Source organism: Bifidobacterium sp. A11 (genome assembly GCF_000499185.1).
Classification (GTDB): Bacteria; Actinomycetota; Actinomycetes; order Actinomycetales; family Bifidobacteriaceae; genus Bombiscardovia; species Bombiscardovia mizhiensis.
Map to the genome: position 1 here is coordinate 26,014 of NZ_AWUO01000013.1, position 19,713 is coordinate 45,726.

A 19,713-nucleotide genomic window follows, 5' to 3' on the forward strand; every position below is an offset into this window, starting at 1 on the left:
CATGAGCCTAAGACGCGGTCCGCTGAGTGTAGGGGAGCGGGTCCAGCTGACCGACCGGCGTGGCCGCAAGCTGACGGTCATGCTGGAACCTGGTGGCCTGACCCAGACCGACCACGGTCTCCTGCCGCACGAGGCCATGATCGGTCTGCCCGAGGGGTCCGTGGTGGTGACCATCTCGGCCGACAAGTGGCGGCAGATGCGTCACAAGCAGGATGCCGACACCGACACAGGTGAGCATGACAGAGCCAAGCCCTGGAAGTCCTCGCGAGGCATCGGAGGATGGGCCTTTACCGTCATGCGTCCACGGCTTGAGGACTATATTCTCTCCATGCCGCGCGGCGCCCAGATCATGTACCCCAAGGATGTGGCCCGGGTCATCCTTCTGGGCGACATCCGTCCCGGCATGAGGGTTCTGGAGTCGGGAGCCGGTTCAGGGGCCATGAGCCTGGGGCTTCTGGATGCCATCGGCACCGAAGGAAAACTGACCAGCATCGAGCGGCGGGAGGAGTTCGCCAGGGTGGCCATGGGCAACGCCACCGTATTCTTTGGGCAGCGCCCTGCCCAGTGGGACCTGCGTACCGGCGATTTCGACACCGTTGCGGGCGATCTGCCCGAGGACGAATTCGACCGTATTGTTCTGGACATGCTGGACCCGTGGAACCGTTTGGATCAGGCCTACCGGGTCATGGCCCCCGGCGGCGTGCTGACCGCCTACGTGACCACCACCACCCAGCTCAGCCGACTGGCCGAGGCCCTACGTGCCGACGGTCGGTGGACCGAACCCGAGATCATGGAGAGCCTGGAGCGTTCCTGGAAGGCCGACGGTCTGGCGGTCCGACCCGAGCATGAGATGATAGGGCACACCGGCTTCCTCTTGACCAGCAGGGCCATGGCTCCCGGCCAACAGGCTCTGCGCAAGCATATCCGGGCTACCAAGGACTACCAGACCGATGTGGATCAGGGCCGGCGGCCCGCCAAGATCAGCGGCTCAAATCGCGAGCGCGAAAAGGAAGACCTGGAGGACCTCGAGGATTTGGAGTTGCGCCGGGTCTCCGATCGCAAGCTACGCAAGGTGTTGCGTGATCTGGACCATCAGGTGCGCACTCTGGAAGACGGCAAGGAGCAAGAAGGCTGATCGCCCATGACCCTCACTTTCACCCGGCTCTGTCATAATGGAAAAGACGCCTGATAGGAACTTCGGGAAAGGAAGCATGGCATGGGTTTGCGAAAAGGTCTGAAGGCCGAGGAACTGCGCAGGTGCAGCCGAACCCTCATGCTCATGCGTCATGCCAAGACGGAACGCCAGGGGTCACAGGGCGATCGCAGCCGCCAGCTGACCGACCGTGGCCAGAAACAGGCCCGGATCATGGGCCGTGGATTGACCGCTTTGGGCCTGGTGCCCGACCGTATCATCTGCTCGGGTGCGCCCCGGGCCCGTCAGACCCTGGACGGCATGCTCAAACCCCTGGGCGACGGACCCCGGGTCGATTACCGGGAATCCCTCTATGAGTCCGGCATGCAGGCGGTCTTCGACCAGCTGGCGCAGACTGAGGACCGTGACCGCCGGGTCCTCATCCTAGGGCATGAGCCCACCGTGTCTATCTGCTCACAGTGGCTGGCCGAGGACAACTCCGATCCTGACCTTTTGGACCTGCTCAATCTTGGACTGCCGCCGGCCACTATGGTCGTGCTGGGCTCCGAGCGGCCATTGACCGACTGGGGAACCCATCAGGCCCGTTTGCTTGGCATTCTGGGCCCCCAGGATCTGGAGGACTGACCGGCGGAACAAGCCTAAGTCAATCTTATGCAGGCAGTCTCAGTGAGCATCGGTCACCTGCCAGCCGTCCTGTCGTTATCGATTCAGGTTATGGCGACACCTTATTTGCACCAATTACCCGCCTCCCCCCGCCGCTGATAGGCTGACCAAAGACATCAGGACGAAACTGGGAGGTTTCATGGCAGCGATTACATCCGTGTCCGGATTCCCGCGCATCGGCGCGCACCGCGAACTCAAGAGGGCCATCGAGGGCTATTGGAAGGGCGAACGGAATCTGGACGAGGTTCGGCGCACAGCCGCTGATCTGCGGGCCAGGCACTGGCAGCTTCAGCAGCAGGCAGGCGTCGACCTAATTCCCGTCAATGATTTCAGCTACTACGACCAGGTCCTGGATACCTCCATCCTCCTGGGCGTCGTGCCAGAGCGCTATCGGAAGCTGGGCCTGGGTCCCGAGGATACCCTCTTCGCGATGGGCCGCGGCTACCAGGGGGAGCAGGGTGACGTGACCGCCCTGCCCATGAAGAAGTGGTTCACCACCAACTACCACTACCTGGTGCCCGAGATCGATCAGGACACCAAAATCGCTCTGGAAGGCGATAAGCCCTTCAAGGAGTTCCAGGAGGCGCGCGAACAGGGCATCGCCGCCAAGCCGGTGCTGATCGGCCCCTATACCTTCCTCAAGCTGGCACGCGGCCCCCAGGGCGAGCTGCTGGATCTCGATCCGGCACTGGTGCAGGACCTGGCCAAAGCCTACGCAACCATTCTGGAGCGGTTCATTGGCCTGGGCGCCGACTGGGTACAGCTGGACGAGCCCTATCTGGTCCTGGACAAGGAACCGGGCGACCTGGACCTCTTCGAAACCCTCTACCAGCCCATTCTCAAGGCCCGCCAGAGCGATCAGGGCAAGGTCCGTATCCTGCTCAACACCTACTTCGGCCATGTGGGCGACTGCTATGACCGGCTGGCTGACCTGGGCTTCGACGGCATCGGCCTGGATCTGATCGAGGGCAGGGATGAGAATCTGGCGGCCCTCAAGGAGCACGGCGTGCCGGAGGGAACCACCATCTTCGCCGGCCTGGTCAACGGCCGCAACATCTGGCGCAACGACTATGCGGTCAGCCTGGGCCTCCTGGATGCCCTGCACCAGGTGACCTCGAACGTGGTGGTGTCCACCGCATGTTCCCTCCTGCACGTGCCCTACACCGTGGCCGACGAGGACGGGCTGGATGCCGACACCGTGCGGCCCCACTTCGCCTTTGCCCTGGAGAAGCTGGGCGAGCTGCACGACCTGGCCCAGCTGGCCGATGCCGACGAGGATCAGCGCCGCTCCAGCAAGGCCCTTGCCGACAACCAGAAGCTCTTCGACGGCAGCCGCGTCCAGCCTGACCCGCAGGTGCAGCAGCGCCTGGCCGGCCTGAAGGACGAGGACTTTGTCCGCACCCCGGCCCGGCCCGAGCGCCAGAGGATCCAGGCCCAGGAGCTGGGTCTGCCCCTGCTGCCCACCACCACCATCGGCTCCTTCCCCCAGACCGGCGAGGTCCGCGCCGAGCGGGCCCGCCTACGCAAGAAGGAAATCAGCCAGGAGGACTACGACAACTTCATCGCCCGCAAGATCGACCAGGTCATCGACCACCAGGAACAGATCGGTCTGGATGTTCTGGTCCATGGCGAGTTCGAGCGCAACGACATGGTCGAGTACTTCGGCCAGAACCTCAAGGGCTACCTGTTCACCCGGAATGCCTGGGTCCAGTCCTATGGCACCCGCTGCGTCAAGCCTCCCATCGTCTGGGGTGACATCTCCCGTGCCCGGCCCATCACCGTGCGCTGGTCCTCATACGCCCAGTCCCGCACCAACCATGTGGTCAAGGGGATGCTGACCGGTCCGGTGACCATTCTCAACTGGTCCTGGCCCCGCGAGGACATCGATCACGAGCAGCAGACCCGCCAGCTGGCCCTGGCCATCCGTGACGAGGTCCTGGACCTGGAGGCCGCAGGCATCCGCATCATCCAGATCGACGAGGCCGCCCTGCGCGAGAAGCTGCCGCTGCGGCGCTCCGACTGGCACAGCCGATACCTGGACTGGGCCATCCCCGCCTTCCGGCTGGTCCATTCCGGCGTCAAACCCACTACCCAAATTCACACCCACATGTGCTACTCGGAGTTCAATGACATCATCAAGGACATTGATGCCATGGACGCCGATGTGATCTCCTTCGAAGCCTCCCGCTCCGATCTGACCGTCCTGGATGCCATTCAGGAGGCCAAGTTCGAGACCGAGGCAGGCCCCGGAGTCTACGACATCCACTCGCCGCGCATCCCCTCAACCGAGGAGATCGTGGACCGGATCCACGCCATCCTGCAGAAGCTGGACGCGGCCAAGGTCTGGATCAACCCCGACTGCGGATTGAAGACCCGAGGCGACAAGGAGACCTGGCCCAGTCTGGAGCACATGGTGGCCGCCGCACAGCAGGTGCGCGCGGAGCTATCGTCCAGTCAGGAGTCGGATCATGCATGAGCCTATCTTTTCCCTGGAGGTCTTTCCCCCCAAGCGCGATGCCCCGGTGGGCACCATCTATGACACCCTGGATGGTCTGGAAGGGCTGATGCCCGACTTCATCTCGGTGACCTACGGGACCGGCCGGCGCTCAGACCGTACGGCCACGGCCCGCATAGCCAAGACCATCCATACCGAGTACGGCATCCCTGCCGTGGCGCACTTGACCGCCCAGTACGCGGACCACGAGGTGATCGACCAGGCCCTGGACATGTTCGATGACGCAGGGGTGGCAGCGGTGCTGGCCCTGCGCGGCGACAGCGTGGAGGGGCGCGAGCCTGCCGGAGTCTTCGACCATGCCAGCGACCTGGCCGCCTACATCCGTTCCCGTCGGCCCAACCTGTCGATATACGGAGCCTGTTATCCGGAGACTCACCCGGAGGCCGCCTCGCCTGAGGAGGACATCGAGAATCTGAAAATCAAGGTGGATTCCGGCGTGGATCATCTGGTTTCGCAGCTCTTCTACGACAACGCCGATTTTCTGGACTTCCTGGACCGGGCCCGGGCAGCCGGCATCCAGGTGCCCATTGAGGCCGGCATCATGCCCATCACCAACGAGGGCCAGGTACGGCACATGAGCGAGGTCTGCAAGGCTCGGATCCCGGCGGCGGTTGAGTCCATCCTGGAGCGCTGGGGTGACGACCGGGCAAGCTTGCGCGAGGCGGGCATCATCTACGCCTCACAGCAGATCGCCGACCTGGTGGCGCACGGGGTGGATGGCATCCACCTGTACTCCATGAATCATTCTGGCGTCACCAGGCGCATCTGGCACAACGTCCGTCACCTCTTCCGGCAGGTGGGCGCCAAGGAGGAGCCGGTCGGCAACCAGAAATGATCGCATAAAAAGGGAATGCCCCGCACCGATGACCGCAATAGCATGATCGCCAGCTTTCAGCGACGCTTTCGGCCTTGATTGTCGGTGCGGGGCCTCAACCATGGCCAGACCTTGAGTGCAGCTCTGTTCAGCGGCGGTATCATGCCAATCAGCAGACCAAGGATCATCCCTCCGATGGTTACCCAGGAGGCCAGGTCACGTCCCAGCAGAATGAGAACGACCACCAGGCCGACTCCGATCAGGGATAGGATCGGTGTCCAGCGTTGCTGCGAGTCGGTCAGCCGGTCGTTTTTCTTTGGCAGAAATCCGTAGATCAGTCCCACCGCCAGCCCTACCAGGGCGCAGGCAATGGTCAGGAGGATATCGGTCAGCTGCATTCTAGGGTTCCTTCGTTCATGATTGCTCAGGCAGGATCTTTCTGGTGCCGCGCAGAGCGTGGACGCGGGCGTTGGCTCTGGCCATGGCATCCAGTTGTTCCTGGTCCTGGATGACATCCTCGGGATCAATGCCTGAAATTAGCGCTATTACGGTCTCATAGGTGGTCTTGGCCGTAGGCAGGACGCCCACCAGCCGACCCTGGCGCATGACTGCTATGCGGTCGGAAACCGCGAAGACATCCGGCAGATCGTGGCAGACCATGAGAATGCTGCGGCCTTCGGAACGCATGCGCTTGATGTAATTGAGCACCTCGGCGGACTGCATGACCGATAAGGAGGCCGTCGGCTCGTCCATGAGGATCAACTCGGGATTGTCCAGCAAGGTTCTGGCGATTGAGACGGTCTGTTTTTGTCCCAGGGAGAGGGTTGCCATGGGTTGGCCTACTCGGATGGGGGAGGACAGCGACTGCAGGACCTGACGAGTACGCCGACGCATGGCTTCGTCATCACGACGATGGTGACGATCACGCAGTTCCTTGCCCAGGAAGAGGTTGGAGGAGACGTCCAGGTTGTCGCAGAAGTCCTGGCCTTGGAAGACGGCAGCGATGCCCAACTGATTGGCGACTCTGATCGAGGGAATGTTGGTTGGTCGGCCCTTCCAGATCAGCGTACCCCGATCGGGTCGGATCAGGCCTGACAAAATCCTGACCAGGGTGGACTTGCCTGCACCATTGTCGCCCACGACGGCAAGCACCTCATGTTGGCGAATGTCCAGGCTTACATGTTTGAGGGCCTCAACGAACCCGAACCTGATGCAGAGGTCGTCCATCTGCATCAAGACAGTGGTTTCATGCAATCCAGGTCACCTCCTCTACGATGATCGACCCGCGGATTCTGTGGACACATCAATGTGTTCGTTGACGCTATCGACAGCCATCATAGCCGCCCCCAGAGCCGATCCGGTAATCGGATAGCGGGCAGGGAGCACCTCCATGGGGACCATGGCGTCGGGGAAAAGCATGCGCTGGAGAGTCTCACGAAGGGGCTCCAGAAACACGTCTTCTGTTGTGCTCAGGATGCCTCCCAGGACCACTACCTCGGGATCCACGGCGTTGCAGAGATCAGCCACTACATTGCCGATGCGGATGGCGGCGTCGCCTACGATCCGCCGGCAGCCGGGGTCCCCCTTGACGGCATTGGCCACCAGATCCTCCAGGGTCATGTTCCCATGGGTCACGCTCAGCAAGGAGACCAAGCGGTTCTCATCCACCACCGTATTCAGGCACCCACGGTTGCCGCAGATGCAGATATCGCCCAGGGGATCCACCTGAACATGGCCGATCTCGCCCGCAAGCCCGGTGGTGCCCCGCCAGACCTCGCCGTTGATGACGATCCCAGAGCCCACACCGTCGTTGGCGTGGATGTAGACGAAGTTGCGTCTGCCGACCGCCACGCCCATTCTCAATTCGGCCATGGCCGCGAAGTTGGCGTCGTTGTCCACTTGGACCGGCACCTGGAAGGCCTCGTGGAAGGTGCCTATCAGATCCTCCTTGTCCCAGCCTCGCAGGATGCCGGGAATGGCCAGCTGGTGAGTCCTGCAGTCCACAGGGGCTCCCATGGCCAGGCCTATACCGACAAGCTCATCCGGTTGGGCACCAATGGAAGTCAGCGTCTCCTTGATCAGGATCATGGCCCGTTCCAGGGTAGTGTCCGGCTTGTGCTGCCGTGGCAGGGCCATATCATGCTCTGCCAGGATGGCATGGCTGGCATCGACCACTTCCAGCCGCATCTCGTGACGGCCGATGTAGAGCCCGACCCCGAGGCCCTTGCGGCGGGCCAGCATGACCAGGGTGGCGCGACGGCCGTTTCTGGTGGTGGAGGATGTCTCCAGAAGTCCCTGATCGCCCATCTGACGTACCAGGTTGGAGACAGTCGCTGTTGAGAGCCCGGTATTTTCAGCCAATTCGATCTGGGTCATGGCGCCGAATCTTCGGATCGTATCCAGCAGGAGGGCACGGTTGGCCTCGCGCAGTGAGGACTGTGAACCGAACAATCGATGTGCCATAGGTTCCAGTGTAGCCAAGATCGTGGCTTGCCCCCGCCCAGTGCACCCCTTGGGCCGGTGAAAGTAAAAAGTTCGAGCGAATTATTAAGTTCATGTACGAAACAGATAAATAGATAATCAGCTTTATTGAGTTGATAAAGTTAACGCAATTGGGTATGCTGACCACTGGGCCTGCAATGAAGGGGCCCAGGCAGACGGAGATGCCTGCCAGAGAATTCAAAGATGAAGGAGTCTTCATGAAGATGATGCAACGAACCATGGCGGCAGTCATTGGCGTCGCCATGCTGACCGGACTGGGCGCCTGCGGCGGATCACGTGCCTCCAGTTCCTCCCAGGAGGGAGGGGCGATCAGCAAAGGAGCCACCATCGGTGTGTCCATGCCCACCAAGTCCGAGGAGCGTTGGAACAAGGACGGCAACAATCTGAAGACCAAACTGGAGAAGGCCGGCTACAAGGTAGTGCTCTCCTTCGCGGATGACAAGCCCGCCCAGCAAAACGCCGACATCGAGAACATGGTCAACAAGGGCGCCAAGATCGTGGTGGTGGCCTCCAAGGATGGCACCGCCGTGGGGCCTGCTGTCGAGAAGGCCAAGGATGCCGGGGCCAAGGTCATCGCCTATGACCGGCTGATCATGAACACCAAGGCAGTTGACTACTATGCGACATTCCAGCTTGAGCGCACCGGCGTGCTGGAAGCCAACTGGCTGATCGACCAGCTGGGACTCAAAAACGGAGCCAAGGGTCCATTCAATATTGAGCTCTTCACCGGTTCTCCCGATGACAACAACGCCAAGTACTTCTTCAAGGGCGCCTGGGAGCTGCTGCAGCCCTACTTCAAGTCGGGCGTTCTGGTCAGTCCCTCCCAGCATGGCGGCGGCGTGACCAAGGACTTCAAACTCTCCGACTGGCAGAAGATCTCGGTCCAGTCCTGGAAGACCGAACAGGCTCAGAAGGATATGGAGTCCATTCTCGATTCCACCTACGCCCACGGCGAGCGTTTGGATGCCGTGCTGAGCCCCTATGATGGCATCAGCCAGGGGGTCATCAACGCCATCCAGTCCAAGAGGCCCGACATCCAGCCCAATACTGACAGCTGGCCCAAGATCACCGGACAGGACGCCATGGAGATCTCCGTGGCCAACATCTCCAAGGGACTGCAGGGTCAGACCGTCTTCAAGGACGTCAACAAGCTGGCCGAGGCCGTCTACGACATGATCATCGAAATTGCCCAGGGCAAGAAGGTTACCGGCATCAACGGCACCTTTGACAACAACAGCATCAAGGTGCCCTCGAAGCTGCTGGATCCCAAGGCCATCACCAAGGACAACCTGACCGATCTGGTCAAGGCGAACTACCTGACCCAGGCACGATTCGATCAGCTGACCAAGTGAGGTTGGCATCACAGTCGCGCCGGACCGTCCCGCTTCCGGTCAAGGGGAGGGACGGTCGGCGCACAGGAGGTGAAAGCATGTCCGACGAGGACATCTTGTTGCGAATGCAGGGAATCACCAAGACCTTCGGTCCGGTCAAGGCCCTGTCCAATGTGGACATGGACGTGCGCAAGGGCGAAATCCATGCCATCTGCGGGGAAAACGGGGCCGGCAAGTCAACCCTGATGAATGTGCTGTCCGGGGTCTACCCTCACGGCAGCTATACCGGCGAAATCCTGTTCGACGGCAAGCCCTGCCGCTACCGGACCATCAATGATTCGGAGGACGACGGCATCGTCATCATCCACCAGGAGCTGGCGCTGAGCCCTTTCCTATCCATTGCCGAGAACATCTTCCTGGGCAATGAGCAGGCCCACAATGGCGTCATGGACTGGGACACGACCAGGGCCAAGGCCTCGCGTCTGTTGGAGCGTGTGGGGCTGGACGAGAAACCCGACACCAGGGTCATGGATCTTGGAGTGGGCAAGCAGCAGCTGGTGGAGATCGCCAAGGCGCTGTCCAAGCACGTCAGGCTGCTGATTCTGGATGAGCCCACAGCCGCCTTGAACGACGATGATTCCGATCATCTGCTGGATCTGGTCAGACAGCTGCGTGACCAGCAGGGAGTGACCAGCATCCTCATCACCCACAAGCTGGGCGAGGTGGGGCAGATTGCGGATGGGGTGACCATTCTACGGGATGGCTCCACGGTGGGCGGCATGCGAATCGACCAAGACCACCCGCTGGATCAGGATCTGCTCATCCAGAAGATGGTCGGCCGCGAGCTGACCAACCTCTATCCCGAGCACGTGCCGCACATCGGCAAGGAGGTGCTCAAGGTCAGCGATTGGACCGTCCACCATCCGCAGGATCCCTCACGCACCGTGGTCGATCATGCCAATCTGGTGGTTCACCAGGGTGAGATCGTCGGATTGGCGGGACTCATGGGTGCGGGCCGCACCGAGATGGCCATGAGCATCTTCGGGCGGTCCTATGGCAGCCATATCAGCGGCAGAATCGAGATGCATGGCCGTCAGGTCGAGCTGCCGAACGTCCAGTCGGCCATCGATTCGGGCCTGGCCTACGCCACTGAGGACCGCAAGGTCTTCGGACTCAACCTGCTGCAGAACATCAGGGAAAACGCCTCCTTGGCCTCGCTCAAGAAAATGAGCCGCCATGGAGTCATGAACGAGAACCTGGAGAGGGCACGGGTGGAGGAGTACCGCAAGGACTTCAACATCAAGTGCAGCAACATCGATGTGCCCGTCTCCACCCTTTCCGGCGGCAACCAGCAAAAGGTCGTGCTGGCCAAGTGGGTGATCTCGGATCCTGATGTGCTCATCCTGGACGAGCCCACCCGAGGCATTGATGTGGGAGCCAAGTACGAGATCTACGAGATCATCGACCGGCTGGTCGACCAGGGCAAGGCTGTGGTGGTCATCTCCTCTGAATTGCCCGAGCTGATCGGCATCTGTGACCGGATTTATACGGTCAGCCAGGGGGTCATCACCAACGACGTGGAGCGCCGAGACTTCTCGCAGGAGTATCTGATGAAGGGCATGACCCAGGAAAAGAAGGGAGTGGCAGCCAGATGAGCTCGCCCAACAGCAACAAGAGCACCGCCCAGGCGGTGGAACAAGAACAGGCAGGACCTGGCATTCTGGCCTCCCTGGCCAGCAACGCCCGGCAGTATGGCATCGTCGGCGCCCTGGTGGTCATCGTGGTCGTCTTCGAAATACTGACCAAGGGGGTGCTGCTCAAACCCAACAGCTTCGTCTCGCTGATCCAGCAGAACGCCTACGTGATCATCCTGGCCATCGGCATGGTCATGGTCATTATCGCCACCCACATTGATTTGTCGGTGGGCTCGCTGGTGGCCTTCATCGGAGGCGTGTGCGCCATCCTCATGGAACATATGGGGGTCAATTGGATCGTGGCCATCGGCCTGTCCTTGATCGTAGGTCTGCTGATCGGCATCTGGCAGGGTTTCTGGGTCGCCGTCATCGGCATTCCAGGATTTATCACCACCCTGGCCGGCATGCTGATCTTCCGTGGTCTGGCCACAGTCATCGTCGGCGAGTCCGTGCCTATCACCTCCGCACAGTTCAGGGGGATCGCCCGTGACTACCTGCCCAACATCCTGGGATGGTGGGGCCCCTTCGACGGCCTGACCGTGGTGCTGGGCCTGATCTGCATCCTGGCATACGCATGGTCGCAGATTGCCCGCCGCCGCAAGACCCTGGCTGTAGGTCTGGTTCCCGAGCCCAAGGCCTTGATGACCGGCAAGATCATCGTGGCCGCAGTCGTCATCCTCTTCGTGACCTACCTGCTGGCCTCCTCCGGCAATGAGAACCAGGGCGGGACGCCCATAATGCTGGTCATCGTGGCCGTATTGGTCCTGATTTACAACTTCATCCTCACCAGGACCGTCTTCGGCCGACATGTATACGCAGTGGGCGGCAACCGCAAGGCTGCCGTGCTCTCGGGCATCAACGCCAAACGGGTGGACTTCACGCTATTCGTCCACATGGGCTTCCTGTCCGCTGTGGCGGCCATCTGCATGCTTTCACGACTGGCCTCGGCCACCGCCCAAGCTGGTATGGAGTTCGAAATGGACGCTATCGCATCCTGCTTCATCGGCGGCACAGCTGTCACCGGCGGCATCGGCACCATTCCCGGGGCGGTCGTCGGAGCCTTCGTCATGGGTGTGATCAACCAGGGACTGTCCATCATGGGCGTGGACACGGCCATCGTCAAGACCATCAAGGGGCTGGTGCTCCTGCTGGCCGTGGCTATCGACGTCATGTCCAAGCGCCGCAAGAGCTAACCAATCATCGGCATGAGGGATGGGCACTTGCCGTCCCTCATGCCGATCAACCATCTTTGGAACATTGGTAAAAAGGAGCACAATCGTGCGTATCACCGGCAAGGCTCGTTCTCGGATGTATGGCCTGACTGCTGCAGCCTGCGCCATCTGGCTGGTCCAATCCCTGGCTGAGGCTGTGCGGGACGGCAGCCTGCTGACATGGCCCACACTGATCTTCTCCGTGTGCTTAGCCGTCGTCACTGTATACTGCGCTGTCTGCGCCTTTCGGGAGGGCCGCAAGGGCTGACGACCCGTCACCCCTATAATGCCTGTACCTGCTCCGCAGACATCAGAGTCGTCGCGGAGCCTTAAGCAAAGGCAGGGGATGAGTCATGGAAGATCCGGCGCAACCGACCACTTCGACCCTGATCCATCTTGGGCTGCACGACCTGGACAAGGCCCGGGTCCGGCTGGATCGGCTTGCCCGCCTGGTGGACGACCAGGCTCTGGAGCAAACCCTGGTCCAGAGTCTCGACCAGGCCTGTGATCCGGACGAAGCCCTTGCGGGGCTGATACGAATTCTGGAGCAGTATCCGCAAGGAGCCCGGCCGGGCTTTCTGGCCGGATCCCCGCAGGAAAACCAAGAGGCTGCCCAGTCGCTGATCAGGGTGTTGGGGGCCTCGGAGGCCATGGGCCGACTGATGCGCTCGCGGCCGGAGCTGGCAGAGGCGGCCGCCCTCGACCCCGACCACCTGGCTGATTGCCCGGCGGAAACCAGGCAGAGGCGGATCCTTGACGCCTTGGACAAGGTGGAGAAGAATTCAGAATCCTCGCCTTCACTGGCCGCGTATGCCGATGCACTGCGGTTCGAATACCGGCTGCAGCTGGCTGCAGTCATGGCCCGAGACCTGGCAGCTGAGGACCCTCTGGAGCTGGAGCCAGCAATCAGCAGGGCCCTGTCAGACATGGCCGATGCCGCACTCCAAGGGGCCCTGAGCATTGCCTGCCGTCAGGTCCCCAATGCGGATTCATGCCGTCTGACCGTCATTGGCATGGGCAAGCTGGGCGCCCAGGAGCTCAACTACGTGTCCGATGCGGATCTCATGTACTTGGTGGAGCCGGCTTCTGGGGCGGACCCGAATGGGACTGATCTTATTGCCGTCGGCACTGCCATGGCCGTCCTCCTGCAGCGGGTCTGCCAGGCGGTCATTCCCGGATCGACCGAGCCGCCGCTATGGAAGGTCGATACCGCCCTGCGGCCCGAGGGACGTGACGGCCCCCTGGTGCGCCGTCTGGCCTCCTACGCCGACTACTATGCCCAGTGGGCTGAGAACTGGGAATTCCAGGCCCTGCTCAAGGCCCGTCCTGTCGCTGGCGACAAGGCCCTGGGACAGGACTATTCGGCCATGGTCGAGCCCCTGGTCTGGGGTGCCTGCCAGCGTCCCAACTTCGTCTACGACTGCCAGCGGATGCGCCAGCGTGTGGAGCGGCTGATACCCGAGGACCGCAAGGAGCGCGAAATCAAGCTGGGCCAGGGCGGACTGCGGGATGTGGAATTCACCGTCCAGATGCTCCAGCTGGTCCATGGCTCCAGCGACCCGGATCTGCGTTGTCCGGCCACCCTGGATGCCCTGCAGGCCCTGTCCCGCGGCGGCTACATTTCACGCAAGCACGGCGACCAGCTGGACCAGGACTATCGCTTCGAGCGGGTCATGGAGCATCGCCTGCAGATGTGGCAGCTGCGCCGCACCCACCTCTTCCCGAAAATCACCCGTTCAGGCATACTCGGCCAGCGGCCGCCCAGCCTGGAGGAGCTGGAGAGCAACCGCGATCTAAGGCGGCTGGCCCGGGCCTTCGGTCTGCACGCCGACCAGATGCTGGCCCAATACCAGGCCACCAGAATCGAAGTCCGCAACCTTCACCAGGCCATCTATTTCCGTCCCATGCTGCCCATCAACGCCCAGGTGGATGAGGACGAGGTCAGCCTGCGCCCCCAGGCGGCCCGCGCCAGGTTCGCCTCCATCGGCTTCGCCGACCCCGATGCAGCCATTCGCCACGTCACAGCCCTGACCACAGGGGTCACCCGATCGGCGCGCATCAACCGGATCCTCATGCCCGCCGTCCTCCAGTGGCTGGGGGAGGGGCAGGATCCGGACATGGGACTCCTGGGCTGGCGAACCCTTGAGGAGCACTTCGGCGGCAAGAGCACCTACCTGGGCTTCCTGCGGGACTCCACCTCGGCCGCCCGCCGCCTCTGCCATGTCCTGTCCAATTCACGCTATTTGTCCGGCGCCCTGGCCCGGTCCGTCCAGTCGGTGACCTGGCTGGGCCATGACCAGGACATGATCCCCCGTGATCGGGCCACCCTTGACAAGCGCGCCGCAGCATATCGGACACGGCATGCGGACTCGCTGGAGGAGTTCGCCACCGCAGTGCGGGCCATGCGCCGCCAGGAGATCGAGCGTATTGGACTGGGCTGGATGAGCGGTGTGGACGATCAGCAGGCCTGTCTGGCGGGCATGTCCGATGTCTACGATGCAGCCATCAATGCAGCCTTGGACTGGGCTGTGGACCACCGACTGGGACAGGCTAGCGCACCAGCCGATCTGGCCGTCATCGGCATGGGCCGGTACGGAGGCAGGGAGGTCAACTTCAACTCGGACGCCGACATCATGCTGATCTACCGTCCTGCCTCAGGCGCCGACCAGGACCAGGCGGCCGAATTCGCACGTGGGGTGACCGCCGACCTGCGGGCCGTCCTGGCTGGACGGGCCAGCCTGGAACCCGGCATCGACCTTGACTTTGACCTGCGTCCCGAAGGACGCCAGGGTCCTCTGGTGCGCTCCCTGGACTCCTACCAGCGCTACTACCGCGAATGGTCCGAGACCTGGGAACATCAGGCCCTGATCCGGGCCAGATACGCTGCCGGGAATGCGGACCTGGCCAAGGCCTTTCTGGAGGGTACGGCCAATCCGCTGCGCTACCCTCAGCAGCCGCCCAACGAGGAGGAGCTGGGGCAGATTCGCCGGCTCAAGGCCCGGATGGAGGCTGAGCGGTTGCCGCGCGGCGTGCGTCGGGACCGGCACCTGAAGCTGGGCCGGGGAGGGCTATCTGATGTGGAGTGGACGGTTCAGCTCCTCCAGCTGCGTCATGCCCACGATCTGCCTGAGCTGCAGGTCACCGGCACGCTGACAGCCCTGGACGCCCTGGAGGCTGCGGGACTTATCGAGACCAAGGATGCCAAGGCCCTACGCCGCAGCTGGGTGCTTTGCACGGCTGCCCGCAACGCCAACTTCCTCTGGTCCGGACGTGTTTCCCAGGCGGACATCCTGCCTGATGACGGTCAGGTTCTGGGAGGCATCGCGGTCTGCCTGGGCTACCCGGCCCACCGAGGCCAGCACTTTGTCAACGAGCTGCTGGCGGCCATGCGCCGCTGCAGGCAGGTCATGGAACGACTCTTTTACGGAGGCTGACCCTGGGTCCATCCGGGGTCGTATGCTTGTTCAGGTCACATAAGGTGGCCACCTTGAGGAAGGTGAGCCGTTGTCCCAACAAGTTGATCACGCATCCAACACCTCTTCCGCCGTCGTTCCCCTTCGTGGGCGAAGTGTGGTAACCCTCGACGACATTCCCATGACCCAGATCCTGGACCTGCTGGATCGGGCGGCCTACATCGATACCCATCGCCGCCAGGTGGCCCACACCTGCGACGGCCGGGTCCTGGCTACGCTCTTCTATGAACCCAGCACCCGCACCCGGCTCAGTTTCGAGACGGCCATGCTCCGTCTGGGCGGCCAGGTCATCGGGTTCGCCGGCGCCCAGCTGGCCAGCGTCTCCAAGGGGGAGTCCATCAGCGACACCCTGAAGACGGTCTCCAACTACGCCGACATCGTGGCCATCCGCCACCCCAAAGAAGGGGCCGCTCTGGTGGCCTCCCAGGCAGCCACGGTCCCGGTCATCAACGCCGGCGACGGTGGACACATGCACCCGACCCAGACCCTGACCGACCTGGCCACCATCCGCGCCCGCAAGGGTCGGTTGAACCACCTGACCATCGGTCTGTGCGGGGACCTGACCTTCGGCCGCACCGTCCACTCCCTGATCACCACCCTCTGCCGCCTGGGCCATGTGGACTTCGTCCTGATCAGCCCCGACGAGCTGCGCACCCCCGAATACGTCCTGGAACGAATCCGCTCCTCGGCCGACTGCACCTACCGTGAGACCGGGGACCTGAATGGGGTCATTGGCGACCTGGACGTGCTCTACATGACCCGTGTCCAGCAGGAGCGCTTCTTCAACGAGGACGACTACCTGCGTCTGCGCGACACTTACATTCTCAATGCCGACAAGCTTCGGTCCGCGCGCCCCGACATGGCCATCCTCCACCCGCTGCCCAGGGTCAACGAGATCGCCGTGGAGGTGGACGATGATCCGCGGGCGGCCTACTTCCAGCAGGTCCGCAACGGCATGCTGGTCAGAATGGCCCTGGAGAGCGCCCTGCTGGGCGACGAGCTGCCTGGTTACCGCAAGCAGAAGGAGGTGGCCGCATGAAGGTCACCAGCATTGTTGACGGCATCATCATCGACCACGTTCGTGCGGGCACAGCCCTGAAGGTCTTGCACTACCTGCGCGTGGATCCGTCGCAGACCCGGCTGGCCCTGATCATGAACACGGACAGCCGCAAGTACGGGTCCAAGGACATCATCAAGATCGAGCAGACCGGGGATCTGGATCTGACCGCCCTGGGATTCATCGCCCCCGAGGCCACCGTCGACGTGGTCCGGCAGGGCAGGATCGTCAGCAAGCATCAGCCTGACCGCCCCAGCCATCTGGTCAACGTCATCACCTGCGTCAATCCCCGTTGTGTGACCACGGTGGAGACCGGCGTGGACCAGCGCTTCCACCTGGACGCTGCCGGGGTCTACCGCTGCGACTACTGCGACGAGAAGGCTGAAGACTGACATGCGGCTGCTGGGGTTGACTGATTGGCGCAGCGGCAGGGCGGTCGATCTGGTGCTTCCCCAGGCAGTCGAAAGCGCGCTGATCGACGAGACCGGTGCCATGTCGGCAGGGGCGGATCAGATAGACGCTTCGGGGCTGGTACTGGCTCCGGCCCTGGTCGATCCCCACGTCCACCTGCGCGACCCTGGGCAGACCGATAAAGAGGATATGGTCACCGGCGCAGCTGCCGCAGCGGCCGGAGGCTACGGGCTGATACTGCTCATGCCCAATACCCAGCCCGCCATGGACGGCCAGGCGAAGATGGCCGACGGGCGCACGGTCATCGAATACCTGGAATCCTATGAACGTGACCACGGGCTGTGCCTGCCGGTGGACTATGCCCTCTGCGTGGCTGCTACCAAGGACCGGGCAGGCCGTCAGGCCTCAAACCCAGACGACTGGTCGGGGCACCTGCCCGGCCACGGATGGGCACACCCTGTAGTGGCCATCAGTGACGACGGCTCGGCCGTCGCCGATCAGGCCCTTGAGGCTGTGGCCGCCAATGCCCGGGAATTCGATCTGCCCATCCTGGACCACTGTGAACACCACGAGCACGGTCAGGTCAACCTTGGTGCTGTCAGCCGCCAGCTAGGACTGGAGGGGATTCCAGCCTCCACCGAGACCGCCATCATCAATCGGGACATCGCCCTGGCAGAACGCACCGGCACCAGGGTGCATCTGCAACATGTCAGCACCGCCGGCGGGTTCGAAGCTGTCCGCCGGGCCAAGGCCCATGGTCTGCCGATCACCTGCGAGACCGCACCCCACTATCTGGCCCTCTGTGACGAGGACCTGCTGCGTTGCGGCAGCATGGCCAAGATGAACCCTCCGCTGCGGTCCCGCGCCGACCAACAGGCTGCCCTTGAGGCCGTGGCCGACGGCACTGTGGACATGATCGCCACCGACCACGCCCCCCACACTCTTGCTGAGAAGGCGTTGGGGCTCAAGGATGCCCCCAACGGCATCATCGGCCTTGAGACTGCCTACGCGGTCTGCAACCAGGTCCTGGTCAAAAGCGGGCTCATCAGCCATGACCGCCTGATCGAGCTCATGTCCTTAGCTCCAGCAGAGCTCATGGGCATGCACCGGTTCCTGCCCGAAGACCTGCCCTCGTACATGGCCAACACGGTCAATAAGGCTGGCCAGCCACCCGTCGACTTGGTCATCTTGGATCCTGAGGCCAAGTGGAAGGTTGATCCCAACCGCTTCCACTCCAAGGCGAGGAACACCCCCTTCGCCGGGGCGGAACTGACCGGACGGATCATGGCCACCATCAAGGATGGGCATCTGGTCTTCTCCCGCCTGCCCGCAAGCCGTGTCATCACCAGGGAAAGGATCTGAGCATGGACCGACTGACCGCGCTCATCCAGGACAAGCAGAATCCGACCGTGGTCGGCCTGGATCCGCGACCGGAACTGCTGCCCAGCCAGCTGATCGAACAGGCCCGGCAGCGCGCCGCCGGGAGCATGGCCCAGATGGGCCTGGACCCCAAGGATCCGCAGCAGACCCAGGGCGAACAGGCTCAGGCCGTCTGGGCGGACCACCTGGCCCGGGCCTATCTGCGCTTCAACCTGGCCATCCTGGAGGGCGTGGCCGACCTGGTGCCTGCAGTCAAACCCCAGATCGCCATGTACGAGGCCCTGGGACCCTGGGGCATCAGGGCCTACACCGGCACCTGCCGGGCGGCAGCCGACCGCGGCCTCTACGTCATCGGGGATGTCAAGCGCGGGGACATCGGCTCCACGGCTCAGGCCTACGCCGCTCACCTGGACGGGCTTCCCCTGCCCTTCGCCCCGGGGCAGGCAGTGGACGGGTCGGCCCGGACAGGCGGGAGGTTCCCCTGGTACGAGGATGCCCTGACCATCAACGTCTACCTGGGCTCCGACGGGGTGGAACCCTTCCTGCAGGCGGCCGAGCACATCCAAGGCGACCTCTTCGCCCTGGTGCGCACCTCCAACCCCTCGGGCAGCCAGATCCAGGAGCTGGGCCTGGATACGGACTCAGGCGGCGGCACCATCTATCAGCGCCTGGGCGAATTGGTCGAATCCTGGGGGCGGCCCTCCATCGGCGAATCAGGATACTCCCGGCTTGGAGCCGTGGTCGGCGCCACCCATCCCGACGACGGGGCCCTTCTGCGTCAGGCCATGCCCCACACCTTCTTCCTGGTCCCCGGCTATGGAGCCCAGGGCGGTTCCGCGGCCGACGTTGCGCCCATGTTCGACCGGTCCGGCGGCGGCGCTGTGGTCAATTCCTCCCGGGGGATCATCGCAGCCTGGCGGAAGGATCCGGACTACAGCCCGCAGCTCAGCGTTCAGGCGGCCCTGGGCATGGTCACCCGCGACGCCCGCCAAGCCGCGCAGGCTATGAAGGACGATCTCAATCAGGCGATCAAGGAGGCCCGATGAAACCCAACCTCTTCATATCCACCAGCCGGGTGGAGGAGCAGGCCCAACAGGCAGGCCGGATGCCCGGACGCCGCACGGCCCAGGTCACCGGCATGGAGCCGTTGGACCGGCAGGTCTGGCGGATGACCATCTGCGACCCCTACCTGGCAGCCCATGCTCCGGCAGGAGCCTTCATCAACCTCTACTCGGCCGACCGCATGACCATGATGCCCAGGCCCTTCGGCATCAGCCGGGTCCTGGAGGGCGAGCAGATCGAGATCATCTTCGCCGTCGTGGGCCAGGGGACCTATGAGTTCTCCCGCCTGCAGCCAGGCATGGCTGTGGACCTGCTGGGGCCCCTGGGCCATGGCTTCGACCTGGGGAAGCCGGCTGACTATCTGCTGGTGGGCGGCGGCCTGGGCGTCCCCCCGCCTGATCCGCGCAGCCCAGTGCCTGCAAGGCCGGTCCGGTGTGCGCACCACAG

16 protein-coding genes and 1 pseudogene are annotated in these 19,713 nt (G+C 63.0%); 14 read left to right on the forward strand and 3 right to left on the reverse strand.

The features are described from left to right. Position 1: 1 nt before the first annotated feature. The 4 genes from P273_RS0108245 to metF all read left to right on the forward strand — a co-directional run bounded on the left by P273_RS0108245 (position 2) and on the right by metF (position 5,166). The gene (locus P273_RS0108245; protein ID WP_024627978.1) at positions 2-1,135 is read left to right on the forward strand and encodes a tRNA (adenine-N1)-methyltransferase; all 1,134 of its coding nucleotides are present in this window, start codon (positions 2-4) and stop codon (positions 1,133-1,135) included. Positions 1,136-1,216: 81 nt separating this feature from the next. Then, positions 1,217-1,777, forward strand: a complete 561-nt coding sequence (locus tag P273_RS0108250; RefSeq protein ID WP_024627979.1) for a histidine phosphatase family protein — start codon at positions 1,217-1,219, stop codon at positions 1,775-1,777. 178 nt (positions 1,778-1,955) lie between these two features. After that, positions 1,956-4,292 carry a 5-methyltetrahydropteroyltriglutamate--homocysteine S-methyltransferase gene (metE, locus tag P273_RS0108255; protein ID WP_024627980.1) on the forward strand — a complete coding sequence of 779 codons (2,337 nt, stop codon included), beginning with the start codon at positions 1,956-1,958 and terminating at the stop codon, positions 4,290-4,292. Then, positions 4,285-5,166 carry a methylenetetrahydrofolate reductase [NAD(P)H] gene (gene metF / locus P273_RS0108260; protein WP_024627981.1) on the forward strand — a complete coding sequence of 294 codons (882 nt, stop codon included), beginning with the start codon at positions 4,285-4,287 and terminating at the stop codon, positions 5,164-5,166. Before metE ends, metF begins: the two co-directional genes overlap by 8 nt. Before the next feature lie 56 nt (positions 5,167-5,222). Here the strand turns inward: metF and P273_RS0108265 are convergent, their stop codons facing one another. From P273_RS0108265 to P273_RS0108275, 3 genes are read right to left on the reverse strand one after another with little or no spacing between them, the layout of a single operon-like run. After that, a complete protein-coding gene (locus tag P273_RS0108265) occupies positions 5,223-5,543 on the reverse strand; it encodes a hypothetical protein (protein ID WP_024627982.1) in 321 nt (106 codons plus the stop codon). A 16-nt stretch (positions 5,544-5,559) separates the two neighbouring features. Then, positions 5,560-6,399, reverse strand: coding sequence for an ATP-binding cassette domain-containing protein (locus P273_RS0108270; RefSeq protein ID WP_024627983.1), 840 nt, complete (start codon positions 6,397-6,399; stop codon positions 5,560-5,562). A 15-nt stretch (positions 6,400-6,414) separates the two neighbouring features. Next, entirely contained in the window at positions 6,415-7,608 is a 1,194-nt protein-coding gene (locus P273_RS0108275; RefSeq protein ID WP_024627984.1) for an ROK family transcriptional regulator, read from the reverse strand. A gap of 236 nt (positions 7,609-7,844) precedes the next feature. Between P273_RS0108275 and P273_RS0108280 the strand changes: the two genes are divergently transcribed. The 10 genes and pseudogenes from P273_RS0108280 to P273_RS09365 all read left to right on the forward strand — a co-directional run. Next, a complete protein-coding gene (locus tag P273_RS0108280; RefSeq protein ID WP_024627985.1) occupies positions 7,845-8,999 on the forward strand; it encodes a sugar-binding protein in 1,155 nt (384 codons plus the stop codon). Positions 9,000-9,076: 77 nt separating this feature from the next. Next, complete coding sequence (locus P273_RS0108285) at positions 9,077-10,633, forward strand: sugar ABC transporter ATP-binding protein (RefSeq protein WP_024627986.1); 1,557 nt, start codon at positions 9,077-9,079, stop codon at positions 10,631-10,633. Beyond that, positions 10,630-11,865, forward strand: a complete 1,236-nt coding sequence (gene mmsB, locus P273_RS0108290) for a multiple monosaccharide ABC transporter permease (protein WP_024627987.1) — start codon at positions 10,630-10,632, stop codon at positions 11,863-11,865. The genes P273_RS0108285 and mmsB overlap by 4 nt, the downstream gene beginning before the upstream one ends. An 85-nt stretch (positions 11,866-11,950) precedes the next feature. Beyond that, positions 11,951-12,151: a hypothetical protein gene (locus P273_RS0108295; RefSeq protein WP_024627988.1), complete on the forward strand. Its 201-nt coding sequence runs from the start codon at positions 11,951-11,953 to the stop codon at positions 12,149-12,151. An 85-nt stretch (positions 12,152-12,236) separates the two neighbouring features. Further along, on the forward strand, positions 12,237-15,317 hold the full coding sequence (locus tag P273_RS0108300; protein WP_024627989.1) for a bifunctional [glutamine synthetase] adenylyltransferase/[glutamine synthetase]-adenylyl-L-tyrosine phosphorylase: 3,081 nt from the start codon (positions 12,237-12,239) through the stop codon (positions 15,315-15,317). 70 nt (positions 15,318-15,387) lie between these two features. Continuing rightward, positions 15,388-16,395 carry an aspartate carbamoyltransferase gene (gene pyrB, locus P273_RS0108305; protein ID WP_024627990.1) on the forward strand — a complete coding sequence of 336 codons (1,008 nt, stop codon included), beginning with the start codon at positions 15,388-15,390 and terminating at the stop codon, positions 16,393-16,395. Beyond that, positions 16,392-16,805 (forward strand): aspartate carbamoyltransferase regulatory subunit, encoded by a 414-nt coding sequence (locus tag P273_RS0108310; RefSeq protein ID WP_024627991.1) that lies wholly within the window; start codon positions 16,392-16,394, stop codon positions 16,803-16,805. The genes pyrB and P273_RS0108310 overlap by 4 nt, the downstream gene beginning before the upstream one ends. A gap of 1 nt (position 16,806) precedes the next feature. Beyond that, positions 16,807-18,186, forward strand: a complete 1,380-nt coding sequence (locus tag P273_RS0108315) for a dihydroorotase (protein WP_024627992.1) — start codon at positions 16,807-16,809, stop codon at positions 18,184-18,186. Between the two features lie 2 nt (positions 18,187-18,188). Further along, entirely contained in the window at positions 18,189-19,250 is a 1,062-nt protein-coding gene (gene pyrF, locus P273_RS0108320) for an orotidine-5'-phosphate decarboxylase (protein WP_024627993.1), read from the forward strand. After that, positions 19,247-19,713 (forward strand): annotated as a pseudogene (locus P273_RS09365) (hypothetical protein); the annotation flags it as partial. The gene pyrF and the pseudogene P273_RS09365, both read left to right, overlap by 4 nt.